We start from the raw sequence: 14,298 nt of genomic DNA, 5'->3' as shown, positions 1-14,298 counted from the left end.
GCGGTGGAGATCTCGCAGCCGGACGAGGTGTACAACCTGGGCGCGATCTCGTTTGTGGGGCTGTCGTGGAAACAGGCGGAGCTGACCGGCGAGACGACNGGTATGGGTGTGCTGCGGGTGTTGGAGGCGTTGCGGATCGCGGGCGGTAACGATCTGTCGCGGGTGCGTTTCTACCAGGCGTCGTCGTCGGAGATGTTCGGGAAGGTGCGGGAGACGCCGCAGCGGGAGACGACGCCGTTTCATCCGCGGTCGCCGTACGGGGTGGCGAAGACGTTCGGGCATTATCTGACGGTGAACTACCGGGAGTCGTACGGGTTGTTCGCGTGTTCGGGACTGCTGTTCAACCACGAGTCGCCGCGGCGGGGGATCGAGTTCGTGACGCGAAAGATTTCGCGGGCGGTGTCGCGGATTTCGTTGGGGTTGCAGGAGTCGGTGTCGCTGGGGAATCTCGAGTCGCGGCGGGACTGGGGTTTCGCGGGGGATTACGTGGATGCGATGTGGCGGATGCTGCAGCAGGACTCGCCGGATGACTTCGTGGTGGCGACGGGCGAGACGCACAGTATTCGCGAGCTGTTGGACGTGGCGTTCGCCCGGGTCGGGATCGAGGACTGGTCGGGTTATGTGCGAACCGATCCCCGGTTCTTCCGGCCGGCGGAGGTCGATGTGCTGGTAGGTGATGCGTCGAAGGCCCGGGAGGTGCTCGGGTGGAAGCCGCGGGTGGGTTTTCGGGAGCTGGTGGAGATGATGGTGGACGCCGACCTCGCCACCGAGGCCGCTGCTGCGGGACAGACACTGACCGACCGGTGACCGACATTTCCCGGACCCTCGTCACGTGCCGCGCGCGCTCGCCGCGCAGACCCGGCGCGGGTGAGTTGGCAGCCGGGCGCATGTCACGTCCTGTGATGGGGAGGGTACGCGCGTGCGTGACTCCGGGGGACACCCAATGAATACCGGCCCTGCCACCGGGTCTCTCCCGCCGCAGTCCCGCGGGCGGCATCGACTCGGTCACCGGGCGTCGGAGCGCCCCTCGGCACCGGGGGCCGCCGGCGCAACCCGCGGCCGCTCCGGTACGCCCGGTACGCCCGGTACGCCAGCCCGCCTGGCCAGGCCGTCCGAGCCTGCCTCGGTGCCCACCGTTACGCCGAGTGCCAAGGCGTCGGCTGAGGCGTCGGGTCCGGCCGGGGCGGACACGGCGGCGCCGGCAGGGCGTGCTGGCCGGGAGCATCCAGGCCTCGCGGCCTCCCCGAGGCTGGCGAACCTCACCCCGCGGCGGCTGCGCGGCCAGAGCGACCGGATCCGGGCCGCGATGCGGGGCGCCATCCCCCTCGCGTTCGCCGGACTGATCGCCAACGCGGCGAACCTGGGGGTCACCCTGGTCATCGCGCGGGCTCTGAGCACCCGTTCCTACGGGGCCGTCGCCCAGCTCGTCGCCATCTTCTTCGTCGTGTCGATGCCGGGGAACGCCCTGCTCGTCGGCGTCGTCCGGCGGATCACGAACTGGCAGCACACCGGGCAGGCCGACCTGATCGACGAATGGATCACCCGGGTGCGCCGAGCCGGCGTCGCGGTGGTCCTCACCGTCGCGGTACTGGCGATCCTGGCCCGCGACTTCGTCGCCACCGAGCTGTCGCTGCCGGGTCCCGGCGGCGTGGCGGAGATCATCATCGCCGGCGCCGCCTGGTGCCTGCTCTGCGTGGACCGCGGGCTCATGCAGTGCGGGCGGCTCTACCCGTCGCTCGCCGCGAACCTGCTCGTCGACGCGGTGGTGAAGAGCGGCGCCACGATCGCCCTCGTCCTGGCCGGCCTGGACGAGGCGGGCGCGGCGATGGCGGTGCTGTTCGGGGTACTCGCGGCGCTGGCGCACACCCGCTGGTGCCTGCGCCGACACCCGTCCGCTGTGCGGCACGGCGGGCCGGTGGACTGGCAGCCGCCTCCGGCCCCGGTGGTCCCGCTGCCCCAGGGCCCGGCGGGCCCGGTGGGCCCGGCGGGCGCGCGGGAGTCGCTGCCGGCGTCCGCCATCCGGCTGCGGGCGCCTGGTGCCGACACGGCGGCGACGACGCTGCCCCTGCCGGTCGCCGGGCCCGCGTCCGTCGCGGAGCCCCGGCGCCTGGCCGTGGAGGTCGGCGCGGCCCTGGTGACACTGGGGTTCCTGGGTGTCCTGCAGAACATCGACGTCCTGCTCCAGGGCCGGCTCGCTCCGGACGAGTCCGGCTCCTACGCGGCCGTGTCGGTCGCGGCGAAGGTGATTGTGCTGGCCGCGGTGGTGCTCGCCGGTTTCCTCCTGCCGGAGGCGGCCGACCGCAACCATCTCGGGCAGCACGCCCTGCACCAGCTCGGTGCGACCCTGGCGATACTCGCCGTGCCCGCGGCCGGACTGCTCTCCGTCGCCGCGATCGCACCCGACACACTGCTGTCGCTGGCCTTCGGGCCACGCTTCACCAATGCCTCCGGCGCCCTGTTCCCCCTGGCCGGAGCGATGACCTGTCTCGGAGCGACTGTGTTGTTCTCCCACTACCTGCTCGCCCTCGGCGAGCGGGCCGTCCTCGCCGTTCTCGCCGTCGCGACCGGCGCGGCCGTGTCGCTGATGGTCTGGGCACAGGGCTCCCCTGTCTCCACCGCCCGGGCGAACTTCGGCTGCCAGGCGGTGTTGGCCGTCGTCACCGGTCTGATGGTCCTGGCCGCCGCGCGCCGGACGGCCCGCGCGTGAGCACGCTCCCGGACCGCTCGCCGCAGCTCGACGCCGCCCCGCTCGACGCCGCCTCGCTCGACGCCTGGCCGCCCGTGCCCGGAGCGCGGGGAGCGGCCGCGCCGCGCACTCCGACTCCGCTGCGCGTGGCCGCGCTGCCGGCCCGAAACGAGACCGCCGCGGCGTCGCGGCTGGAACTGGCGGAGCTGGCGGGCCCGGTACCCAGCCTGGCCGAGCTGGTCGAGACCTCGGGGCTGCGCCGCATCCACATGCTCGCGTGGCGTGACCTCGACGACCCCGAGTCCGGCGGCTCCGAGCTGCACGCCGACAAGGTCGCCGAGCAGTGGGCCGCCGCCGGGGTCGACGTCAGCATGCGCACGGCGCTGGCCCCCGGCCATCCCGAGTCGGCAAACCGGCACGGCTACCAGGTCGTACGCAAGGCCGGCCGGTACTCGGTGTTCCCACGGACCGCGGTCTCCGGCGCGCTCGGGCGCTCCGGGCCGTGGGACGGGCTGGTCGAGATCTGGAACGGCATGCCGTTCTTCTCCCCCGTCTGGGCCCGCTGCCCGCGGGTGGTGTTCCTGCACCATGTGCACGCCGAGATGTGGCGGATGGTGCTCTCCCGCCGCCTCGCCCCCATCGGCGAGACCATCGAGTTCCGGATGGCGCCGCCGCTGTACCGCCGGACCAGGATCCTCACCCTCTCGCAGTCGTCCCGCGACGAGATCATCGAGCTGCTGGGCCTGCCGGCCCGCAACATCTCGGTGATCCCGCCGGGGATCGACCCGACGTTCAGCCCGGCCGGTGAGCGGTCGCCGCACCCGCTGGTGCTCGCCGTGGGCCGGCTGGTTCCGGTGAAGCGGTTCGACGTCCTGATCGACGCACTGATCCGCGCGCACGACGAGCATCCGTCGATGGAGGCGGTGATTGTCGGCGAGGGCTACAAGCGGCCGGAGCTCGAGGCCCGCATCGCGGCCGCGGGGGCTTCGTCCTGGCTGCGTCTCGTCGGCCGGGTGGACGATGACACACTTCTCGGTCTGTACCGACGCGCCTGGGTGCTCACCTCGGCCTCGGCCAGAGAAGGGTGGGGCATGACGATCACCGAGGCGGCCGCTTGCGGAACTCCCGCCGTCGCGACGAAGATCGCCGGGCATACCGACGCCGTGGTGGACGGCGCGTCCGGCCTGCTCGTCGAGAACCCGCATGACCTCGGGAAGACCCTCGCGGGCGTGCTCTCCGACAGTGAGCTGCGGTTGCGGCTGTCCACCGGTGCGATGGCCCACGCGGCGACGTTCACCTGGGAGCAGACCGCTCGCATGACGTACCTCGCGCTGGTCAACGAGGCCGCCCGCCGGCGTCTCGTCCGCCGCCCGGCTCCGAGCGCGCAGCCGGGTGCGCCCCGGTGACCTTGACCGTGCCGGCGTCCGGCCCGGCCCACCCGAGCGGGCCCGGCCAGGACGCCACGACGGGCCCCGGTGCCGCGGTCCCGGACAGCCGCCCGGGCACGACGAGCCGCCTGCGCCGCCTGCTGCCGTCCTGGCCGGTGCTCGTGCTGGCCGCGCTGGCCTACATCCCGTTGCTGGCGACCTCGCCGGGCCGGGTCGGCGCCGACACGAAGGCCTACCTCTACCTCGACCCGGGCCGGATGATGTCCCGGGTCTCGTCGATGTGGGATCCCGACGTCGGGATGGGCACAGTCACCCACCAGAACATCGGCTACCTGTTCCCGCAGGGCCTCTTCTACTGGCTCGCCGAGATCGCCGGCCTGCCCGACTGGGTGGCGCAGCGGCTGTGGACGGGCTCGATCCTGTTCGGCGCCGGCACCGGCGTCCTGTTCCTGCTGCGCACGTTCCGCTGGCCCGACCGGTACGCGTTCATCGCCGCGCTGGGCTACATGCTCACCCCGTACACGCTGGAGTACGAGGCGCGGATCTCGGCGATCCTGCTGCCCTACGCCGGCCTGGGCTGGTTCATCGGCATCACCGTGCGGGGCCTGCGCGAGGCCGGCGTGGACGAGCTGGCCCGCGACCCGGGCACTTCCCGGCTGGTGCGATGGCGCTCCGGCTGGCGATGGCCGGCGGCGTTCGCCCTGATGGTGACGCTGGTCGGCAGCATCAACGCGTCCAGCCTGATCTTCATTCTGGTGGCGCCGATGCTGTGGGTGCCGTTCGCGGTGTGGGGCACCCGCGAGGTGCGGCTCGGCACCGCCCTGACGCTGAGCGTGCGGGCGGCGGTGCTGATCCTCGTGACGTCCGCCTGGTGGATCGTGGGGCTCTACACGCAGGCCGGCTACGGGCTGAACGTACTCTCGTACAGCGAGACGGTGAAGACCGTCGCGAGCAGCTCACAGGCCTCCGAAGTACTGCGCGGCCTGGGCAACTGGTTCTTCTACGGTCAGGACGCCCTCGGCCCCTGGATCGGGCCGGCGACCGACTACACCGGCAACCTGGTCGTGATGGCGATCAGCTTCGCGGTGCCGATCCTCGCGCTGGCCGCCGCGGCCTGCGTGCGCTGGGGGCACCGCGCCTACTTCGTCGCCCTGATCGCAGTGGGCACGACGATCGCGGTCGGCGTGTACCCGTACGACAACCCGTCGCCGTTCGGCCGGCTGTTCCGCGCCATCGCCGAGGGGTCGACGGCGGGCCTCGCGCTGCGATCGATGCCCCGCGCGGTTCCCCTGGTCGTCCTCGGGCTGTCGGTGCTGCTCGCGGGCGGGCTGGCCGTTCTCGACCAGCGGCTGGCGGCCCGCCGCGCCCTCCCCGCGCCGGTGCCGGCGGCCTCGGGCGCGCCGCGTACGTCAGGCGCGCCGGGTACGTCGGGTACGTCGGGTACGTCGGGTACGTCGGGTACGTCGTGGCTGCGGCCGTCGGTGGCGGGAACGCTGGCCTTCGGGGGCGTCGCGCTGCTGCTGGTGCTGAACATGTCTCCCCTGTACCGGGGCCACTTCATCGAACCGCTGCTGGACCGCCCGGAGGACCTCCCCAGCTACGAGCTGGAGCTCGCCAGCGCGCTGGACGCCGTCCCCCCCGACGCGACCGGCGAGCAGACCCGGGTGCTGGAGCTGCCCGGCTCCGACTTCTTCCACTACCGGTGGGGAACCGTCCTCGACCCGGTCACCCACGGGCTGATGGACCGGGCTGAGGTCGTCCGCGAGCTCATCCCCTACGGCGACGCCAGCTCGGTGGACCTGCTGCGTGCGCTGGACCGCCGGCTGCAGGAGGGCGTGCTCGACCCGGCCTCGATCCCGGGCATCGCCCGGTTGATGAGCGCCGGTGACGTCGTGCTGCGCAGCAATCTTGCCTACGAGCGGTTCCGGACCCCGCGCCCCCGGGCGACCTGGGACCTGATCGCGGGCCAGCGCCCGGCCGGGCTGAGCGAGCCGCGCACCTTCGGTCCCCCTGTCCTGGAGGACCCGGGCATCCCGTACACCGACGAGATCACCCTGGGCACGGACTCGGAGGTCATCGACCCGCCCGCACTGGCCGACTTCACCGTCGCCGACCCGCACTCGATCGTGCGCGCCCAGAGCACCCGGGCCCCGCTGCTCGTCAGCGGCAACGGAGAGGCGCTCGTCGACGCGGCGGCCACCGGTCAGCTCGCTCCCGTCCTCGACGGCGGGCGCACCATCCTCTATGCCGGCAGCCTCGTCGGCCAGCCCGACCGGCTGCGCCAGGCCCTCAACGACGGGGCCGAACTGCTTGTCAGCGACACCAACCGGCTGCGAGCCGAGCGCTGGACGGGCCTGCGGGAGAACTTCGGCTATGTGGAACAGCCCGGGGTGACCCCGCTGGCCGACGACGTGAACGACAACCGGCTGGAGGTCTTCCCCGACGCCGGCCACGCGTCTGAAACGATCATGCAGACGCACGCGCCCGGTTCCGAGGCGCAGGTCGAGAACGTGCGGGCCTCCGACTACGGCAACACCTTCTCCTACGGAGTCGCCGACCGGCCCGTCGGGGCGATCGACGGCGACCTGCAGTCCGCCTGGCGGGTCGGCGCGTTCAAGGACCCGACCGGCGACGACTGGCAGGTCGAGCTCGCGAAGCCGACGACCACCGACCACATCCGCGTGGTCCAGCCGATCAACGGCCCGCGCAACCGGTGGATCACCCGCCTCACGCTCACGTTCGACGGCGGCTCCCCCGTCACCGTCGACCTGAGCGACTCGTCCCGCACCCAGATCGGGCAGACGATCACCTTCCCGCAGCGGACGTTCACCACCCTGCGAGTGCACATCGACGCCACGAACTTCGGCGAGCAGCGGGAGTACGACGGCCTGTCCGGCGTCGGCCTCGCCGAGGTGGAGATCCCGGGCGTGGACGGCAGGCCGATGATCGCCGAGGAGGTGCTGCGGCTGCCCACCGACACCCTCGACGCCGCCGGCGCCGACTCACTGGAGCACCGCCTGAGCCTGCAGATGTCGCGGGACCGCGCCAACCCGGCGGAACCGTTCCGCAGCGACCCGGAAAGCACGATGCGGCGTACGTTCGCCCTTCCCACCGACCGCACGTTCGCCCTCACCGGAACGGCACGGGTCTCCGCCTACGCCGGCGACCAGCTGATCGACGCGACGCTCGGCCGGGCCGGGGCCGCGCCGACGATCACCTCGTCCGGACGTCTGCCCGGTGATCTGGACGCTCGCGGATCAAGCGCGTTCGACGGCGACCCGGGCACTGCCTGGAGCCCGGGGCTCGGCGAGCAGGTCGGCACCTACGTCCAGGCCAGCACGCCGACGCCGGTCACGTTCTCGACGATGAACCTCGCCCTGGTCGCCGACGGACGGCACTCGGTGCCGACAAGGCTCGGGATCGTGGTGGACGGGCGGCGGGTCGGCGCGGTCGACGTCCCGCCCGTCACCGACACCCCGGTGAGCTCCGGCACCCGAGACGCCACCCAGACCGTCGCCCTCTCCTTCCCCGCGGTCACCGGGAACACGATCCGGCTGGTCGTCGAGGAGGTCCGCACCGTCACCAGCAAGGACACGATCAGTGGCCTGATCACCAACCTGCCGGTCGGCATCGCGGAGATCGCCGTTCCCGGCCTGGACGGCTCGGCCGGCGGGACGGGGCGCAGGGAGGCGGCCACCACCGCGCCCGGCGCCGCCGGCACGCCCGGAGCGACCGCCAGCGCCGCGAACGGCACGATCACCGCGCAGTCTGCGGCAACCGTGCAGGCCGGGACCCCCGCGCTGGCCGCGACCGGCCCGCGGGACATCCCGGCACCGTGCCGCACCGATCTGATGACCATCGACGGCGCGCCCGTCGGCCTGCAGATCACCGGGAGCATCCAGGACGCCGCCGATCGCCAGGGCCTGGAGGTGCGAACCTGTGGCACGCCGATCACGCTCAGTGCGGGCGACCATGTCGTCCGCACTGCGAACGGTGCCCTGACCGGCCTCGACATCGACCGCCTGCTGCTCGCCTCCGAGGCCGGCGGCGGCGCCTGGCTCGACGCCACCGGCGTCGACGCGATCACGGGCGAGGCCTCCGGCACGACCGGCGGCACCGGCACCGACGCGGGCGCGGGCGCGGGCCTGCCCACGCTGAAGGTGGAGGCGACCAGCGACACCTCGTTCCGGGTGGACGTCACCGGCGCCACACCGGGCACTCCGTTCTGGCTGGTTCTGGGTCAGAGCCGATCGGCCGGGTGGAAGGCGGACGTCGACGGCCGCGACCTCGGCGAGTCCCGCCTGATCGACGCCTACGCCAATGGCTGGCGGGTCAGCCCGACCAGCGGCAGCTTCACGATCGACCTCGACTGGGTCCCGCAGCGGACCGTCGAGCGTGTCCTGAGGGCGTCCGTGGCGGCCGGCCTCCTGACCGCGGTCGTGCTGTTCGCCGGCACCTACCGGCGGCGGCGCGGGCGCACCTGGCGTGACCTCGACCTCGCCCCGGCGGGAGGCGCCGCAGGCCTGGGCGGCGTGGCCGGCTCGGCGCCCGGCCTCACGGCAGCGCCGGTACGGGTCTCGTCGGCGCCGCCCCCCAGGGCCGAGCTCCCGACCGCCGAGCCGTGGCGGGGCGGGGCCGTGACGGCCTCGGTGCGGTCGGCGATACTGCTGGCGCTGGCAACCGGCGCGGTCAGTGTCGTGCTGGTCAACCCGGTGGCCGGGCTGCTCGTCGCACTGCTGACGGGCGCGGCGGCCCGGGTACCGAAGGCGCGGGTGGTTCTGCGAGCCGCTCCGGCCGTCTGCCTGGCGGTGAGTGCTCTCTATGTGCTGCAGGCGCAGGCGCGGCACGACCTGCCCGCCGACGGCTCCTGGGTCTCCTCGTTCGACCGGGTGGCCACGCTGTCCTGGCTGGCCGTCCTGCTGCTGGCCGCCGAGGCCGTCCTCACCGTGGCGACCCGCCGCCGGGCCGGCTCCTGATCGCACCCCGCCGCACAGCGGCGTCCAACCGGCGTGGCCAAGGTGGCCACGCCGGTTCCGGCCAGCGCAAGTCCGGGTACGGCCGGTCGAATCTCCGACCCAAACGTAACGGAGAGTAGTCTCCGCTTACTCTCCGTATAGCATCGCCGCGTCATCTGCTAGAAGCGGCTCTGGTCGAGGAGTGCACCGACCACGGGTCCTGACGAAGGGATGAGGCGCGGGGGTGCCACACGCAACCACTTCGGATCGGGGGATTTCGCCACAGGAGGTCATCGACTGCGGCGAGCACAACCCGAGGCATGCGAAACATCGACAGCGCCGGAGATCCACCGCCTGGCGGATCCGGACCGGTCGAGCACGCGGCACAGCACAGCAAGACGGGGGGAGTCACTATTCGGCGAGCGGAGAAACCGGCGGTAACGACGCCACGGGCAGACGGATCGGGCGTGGCGGTCCGCCCAGGCACCGACGCCGTCCGCCGCGCAGATCACCGCGACGGACGGCGCTGCTGCGGCTCGCCGTCCTCGCGCCAGTCCTGTTCACCGGGACGGCGATCACCGGCGCGGGCGCCGACGCCGTTCCTGTGCCGGGCGTCCTCATCGAGGACGGCGCGGTGGGCTCCGGTGTCAACCAGGTCAGTTACTTCGGTGACTGGACGGCCGTCACAGGCGGCGCACCGGCCACACCCAACGGGAGCTACCGCCGTTCGACCCAGGCATCCAGCGGCGCCGTGCTGCGCTTCACCGGGGTGCAGCTGGACATCTACGGGCTTCTCGGGCCCGACGGCGGTATCACGACCATCAGTGTGGACGGCCAGACTCCGACCGCGGTGAACACCTTCGCCTCGTCCGCGAGCGTGGCCCGCATCTACCAGTCCGGCCTCCTCAACGCCGGCGTCCACACCGCGGTGCTGGTGAACGTCGGTTGGCACGACCCGGCGTCCGGCGGCATTCAGGTCACTTTCGACCGGGCGCAGGTCTATGTCGACTCCGGTCCGCCACCGGGTCAACGCTGGCTCTCCGGGGCGAACGGCGACCCCATTCAGAACGCACCCAATGTGGATGCGTTCTGCTCCCTCCGTGGCAGACCGTGCGACCTGGCGCATGTCTTCGTCAGCCGCAACAACTGGCAGAACATCGTGCAGCCGTCCTGGACCCAGGCCAACTTCGCGGGTTGGCCGGGCCGTCTCGTCATCTCGGTACCTCCCTTCCCCGAGAACTCGGGGCACACACTCACCGCCTGCGCCGCGGGTGCCTACGACTCGCAGTGGCGCACCTTCGGCCACACCCTGAACAGCACCGGGAGGCAGAACTCCATCATCCGGATCGCCTGGGAGGCGAACGGCAACTGGTACCAGTGGTCGGGCAGCAACCCCTCCGCCTATGTGGGCTGCTGGCGGCACATCGCCGATGCCATCAACTCCACCGCGGAGCCCGACCCGCTGCTCGACTGGACCATCAACGCGCACTACTCGCAGAACCCGCCCAGCCACAATCCGCTCGATCTCTACCCGGGTAACGAATGGGTGGACATCATCGGCATCGACGCCTACGACCACTACCCGCCCTCCCGGACCCTGGCGGAGTTCAACAACCAGGCGAACGCCGTCGGCGGAATAACCTGGCTCTACAACTTCGCCCGGGCGAACAACAAGCTCTTCGGAATCGGCGAGTGGGGCGTCGTGAGCGGGCGCAACGAGAACGGCGCCGGCGACAACCCGAACTTCATCCGCTTCATGCGTGACTGGATGGAGGCCAGGGCCAACGCCGGTCTGTACTACGAGAACTACTACAACACCTGCGAACCGCCCAACATCGGTTCGAACCTCTACCGGCCCATCGATCAGCACTGTCTGTTCGCCAACAACGCGTCCGCCCAGCTCTACACCCAGCTGTGGAGCAACCCGTAGCGGGAGGCGCATGACCGGCGCGTCGCTCGCGGGTACGTGGGGGACCCGCGAGCGACGCCGCCACCTGTCCGGGGCCGATCAGGCTCCGGCCGATCAGATTCCGGCCGATCAGATTCCGGCCGCCGGCCCGGGGGGCGTCAGCCCGTGAGCGGGCCGGGGCGGTCGACGAGCAGGGCCACCAGCCGGTCCAGTTCGGCCGCCGGATCCTCGGTGAGGCCGCTGTGTACGGCCGAGGCCTGGACGACGGTGCTGCGCGGCGCGGTCAGCCAGCGGAACCGCTCCCCCCCGGAGAGCTGGCCGGCGGGTCCGGCCTCCGGGCCGCCCGCGCAGACCCGGCGCAGCGCGGCGAGATGCGCCGCCACCGCGGCCAGGTCGAGGAACGGATCGAGGCTGACCAGCCGCTCCCGGTCGAGGACGCACCGCGAGCCGAGAAAGGCAGCCCGCTGGCACCACAACAGCACCCCGACGTTGACGCATTCGCCGCGCTCGATCCGGGGCACCACCCGGACCATCGCGTACTCGAACAGGTCAGGCACCGCGCCCTCCCGTGAGCCAGCCGGGACGCGCCGAGGGCCGATCAGCGACCCGCTCCCCCGCCGGGGGTCCCTGCGCCGCCGGGACGAGCATCGGCTCCAGCCAGGGCCGGGCTCCGCCCACCCGGGCCAGCAGCCAGTCGATGTAGGCCGATCCCGGAGCATCAGCCCACTCCCCCGGCACCAGCTCGAGCACCCGGGACAGCAGCGCGGCCGTGACCGCGGGCGCCAGCTCCGCGTCGGCCGCGGCGAGCAGCTCGGCGGCGCCGGGACCGAGCACCGGCAGCAGCACATGCTCGGCGAAGCGGGGCAGCGGCCGGTCGACGGCCGCCCCGGCACCCGCCCAGTCATGGTGCGGGTACAGCGCCGCGCCGTGATCGATCAGCCACAGCCGGCCGCCCCACACCAGCAGGTTCGGGTTCCGCCAGGAACGGTCCACGTTCAGGGTGAGGGCGTCGAGCCACACCACCCGGGCGGCGAGCTCCCGCTCGACGTCGAAGGCCAGCGGATCGTAGGTGATCGAACCCGGCAGGTAGTCCATGCCGAGGTTGCTGCCCGGGCTGGCCCGCAGCAGCTCCTGGACCTCCTGGTCGGGCTCGGTGCGACCGAGGTCGGGATCCACGTCCACCACGACCAGCTCGGGCACCGCGAACCCCAGGCCGCGCGCGAGCTCACCGACGACCACCTCGGCGACCAGCGCCTTCGGGCCCTGGCCCGCGCCGGTGAACTTGACCACCCAGGTCCCGAGATCGTCACCTTCCATCAGACCGGGCAGACTGCCGCCCTCCCGCAGGGGCGTGGCGTAGCGGATCGCGCGGACATGACGCAGCACGCCCCCAGCATGCCTGCCGGCCGGCCCTCCGCGGCAGGCGGGGCCAGGCAGCCGGGCGGGCCGCCCACCGCCGGCCCGCGAGCAGTGGGGCGTTCTCCGCTCGCCTGGCAACGGCTCAGCTGGAAAACGGCTCAGCTGGGCAACGAGCCTTCCGGCCGCCGCCAGGTCACCAGGGCGCGGCGGTGCCTCCGACCGGCGCGGGCGACCGGCGCGTGGCAACCCAGGCCAGCAGGGCGGGGCCCGCCGGCGGCCCGGGCACGGTGACCTGCCGGAACTCGCTGCGGCGCAGATCGGTGTGGTCCTCGCCGGCGACGTCGTCGAACAGTTCCGCGGACACGATGAACGCCAGGTCGGCTCCCGGGCTGGCCGCCAGCTCCCGGCGGAGCACCTCGGCATCGAGCAGCTGGCAGGCCTTCACCACCGCCCGCCCGCTGTAGCCCCCCTCGTCGCAGCGGGTGATCCCCTGGTGCAGCGCGACCCGAAGCCGCAGCCGCACCGTAGCGCCGCCGGCCCGGTCGCCGCCGGCCCGGTCGCCGCCGGCCCGGTCGCCGCCGGCCCGGTCGCCGCCGGCCCGGGTGTCGTTGGCCCGGGTGTCGTTGGCCCGGGCGACCGCACGGCACAGCTCCCGGGTGAACGCGGCGACCACCCGGCCCTCGTCGATCCCAGGCGGAAAGACCCCCAGCTCGCCGCCTTCCGGCCAGGGGACCCAGTGCACACGCTGCACACCCGCGGCGCCGCAGGCCTCGTCGAGGACCGCGCCCAGTAAGGCCGGCGAGGCCAGTAAGGCCGGCGAGGCCGGCGATGGGCCGCCCGGCAACGCGGCGAGCCCTCCCCGGGCTTCCGGACCATCCGGCCGGTGGCCGGGGAGGAGGGTAGGGGCGTCCGTGGCGATGGCGATGCAGAGCCGCCGGATGCCGGGAGCCGCTTCGTTCACGCTCAGCCTCCGAGAAGGACGTTTCGCTGAGAGCCACTGTTCACCCGCGGGAGGACGAGAACATCCTCCTGCGATGGTTTTCACCGAGCGAAGCCGACTGGACAACGATGTGGCACCGGCACCGGTTCCCCAGCGGGGTCGGTCGCTGCGCCGGCAGGGAAGCGTGACGGCGGGCAGGGAAGCGTGACGGCGGGCAGGGGCGCCAGCAGGCAGGGGTGCCGGCGCGGGAGGCGGGTCGGCACCTGCGATCCGCAGGTCAGCGGCGGCGGGGTATGCCGGCGGCAGTGTAGAGCGCGTCGACATCACGGATCACGATCGCCCGGTAGCGGGTGTCCACCACGCCCTGCTGGCGCAGCTCGCGCAGAACCTTGTGCACGGTCGGCTCGGCGGCGCCGACGAGGCCGGCGAGTTCCGGCTGGGTGAGGGAGATCTGCACGCGGCGGCCGGTCCCGTCCGTCGCGTCGGCGCCGTAGGCGTGCTCCAGCTCACAGACCACGCGGGCCAGGCGCATCGCGACCGTGCACCCGCCGAACTCGACCCGGCGCCGGGTCGAGTTGCGCAGCTTGGCACTGACGGACTGGAGCACGGGGGTGTTCGCCTCGGGGGCGCGCCGCAGGAAGTCCAGAAAGGCCTCCAGCGCGATGACCTTCGCGAGGACGGCACCGGCCGCCGTCACTGTCGCCGAGCGCGGCTCACCGTCCAGCCCGGCCTGCTCGCCGACGAGGTCGCCGCCGTGCCGGATCGCCAGCAGGGCGAAGCCGCCGTTCTCGGTCGACGCGGTCACCTTGACCCAGCCGCTCAGCAGCAGCACGACGAAGTTCGTCTCCTCGCCCTCCCGCAGCAGCACCTCGTCGCTGGTGAACTCCCGGTAGGCGCCGAGCGCGACGAACTCCGTGCGGATCGGCTCCGGCAGCCGGCCCAGCAGGCTCTTGGCCGGCCAGTCCAGCCGCCGCGGACGCTGGCGGTCCGGACCAGCGCCGCCACCAGGCCGAACCATGATCTGCTCCTTCTGCGCCGGGCACCGCTGAGCCGGGCGCGAC

The 14,298-nt window shown here is 72.7% G+C and carries 9 protein-coding genes; 5 read left to right on the top strand and 4 right to left on the bottom strand.

Features of this window, described 5'->3' with window-relative positions; genetic code table 11:
* From B207_RS35010 to B207_RS0122580, 5 genes are all read left to right on the top strand, one after another.
* Window positions 1–807, top strand: an 807-nt coding sequence (locus B207_RS35010) for a GDP-mannose 4,6-dehydratase (RefSeq protein WP_018638880.1), incomplete at its 5' end; no start/stop codon positions are given.
* A 136-nt stretch (window positions 808–943) separates the two neighbouring features.
* Entirely contained in the window at window positions 944–2,707 is a 1,764-nt protein-coding gene (locus B207_RS0122595) for a lipopolysaccharide biosynthesis protein (protein ID WP_026311333.1), read from the top strand.
* Window positions 2,708–2,841: 134 nt separating this feature from the next.
* On the top strand, window positions 2,842–4,092 hold the full coding sequence (locus B207_RS0122590) for a glycosyltransferase family 4 protein (protein ID WP_407671450.1): 1,251 nt from the start codon (window positions 2,842–2,844) through the stop codon (window positions 4,090–4,092).
* Entirely contained in the window at window positions 4,089–9,050 is a 4,962-nt protein-coding gene (locus B207_RS0122585; RefSeq protein ID WP_018638877.1) for an alpha-(1->3)-arabinofuranosyltransferase domain-containing protein, read from the top strand. The genes B207_RS0122590 and B207_RS0122585 overlap by 4 nt, the downstream gene beginning before the upstream one ends.
* A 583-nt stretch (window positions 9,051–9,633) precedes the next feature.
* The gene (locus tag B207_RS0122580; RefSeq protein WP_018638876.1) at window positions 9,634–10,959 is read left to right on the top strand and encodes a glycoside hydrolase family 26 protein; all 1,326 of its coding nucleotides are present in this window, start codon (window positions 9,634–9,636) and stop codon (window positions 10,957–10,959) included.
* Window positions 10,960–11,096: 137 nt separating this feature from the next.
* On the opposite strand, the gene B207_RS0122570 is transcribed toward B207_RS0122580, so the two are convergent.
* The 4 genes from B207_RS0122570 to B207_RS0122555 all read right to left on the bottom strand — a co-directional run bounded on the left by B207_RS0122570 (window position 11,097) and on the right by B207_RS0122555 (window position 14,255).
* Window positions 11,097–11,495, bottom strand: a complete 399-nt coding sequence (locus tag B207_RS0122570; protein ID WP_018638874.1) for a DUF3037 domain-containing protein — start codon at window positions 11,493–11,495, stop codon at window positions 11,097–11,099.
* A complete protein-coding gene (locus B207_RS0122565) occupies window positions 11,488–12,324 on the bottom strand; it encodes a HipA family kinase (protein ID WP_018638873.1) in 837 nt (278 codons plus the stop codon). The genes B207_RS0122570 and B207_RS0122565 overlap by 8 nt, the downstream gene beginning before the upstream one ends.
* Before the next feature lie 166 nt (window positions 12,325–12,490).
* Entirely contained in the window at window positions 12,491–13,258 is a 768-nt protein-coding gene (locus B207_RS40035) for a hypothetical protein (RefSeq protein WP_018638872.1), read from the bottom strand.
* 256 nt (window positions 13,259–13,514) lie between these two features.
* Window positions 13,515–14,255, bottom strand: coding sequence for a Crp/Fnr family transcriptional regulator (locus B207_RS0122555; protein WP_018638871.1), 741 nt, complete (start codon window positions 14,253–14,255; stop codon window positions 13,515–13,517).
* Between the last annotated feature and the right edge of the window lie 43 nt (window positions 14,256–14,298).

The organism is Parafrankia elaeagni (genome assembly GCF_000374165.1).
Classification (GTDB): Bacteria; Actinomycetota; Actinomycetes; order Frankiales; family Frankiaceae; genus Parafrankia; species Parafrankia elaeagni.
The sequence above is the reverse complement of the archived record's forward strand: the minus strand, read 5'-3'. Positions and strand labels throughout refer to the sequence as shown.

What these genes read in the sequence shown, in the direction of transcription:
- B207_RS0122595 (WP_026311333.1), top strand. Translation starts at nt 944, where the DNA reads ATGAATACCGGCCCTGCCACCGGGTCTCTCCCGCCGCAGTCCCGCGGG.
- B207_RS0122555 (WP_018638871.1), bottom strand. Translation starts at nt 14,255, where the DNA reads ATGGTTCGGCCTGGTGGCGGCGCTGGTCCGGACCGCCAGCGTCCGCGG.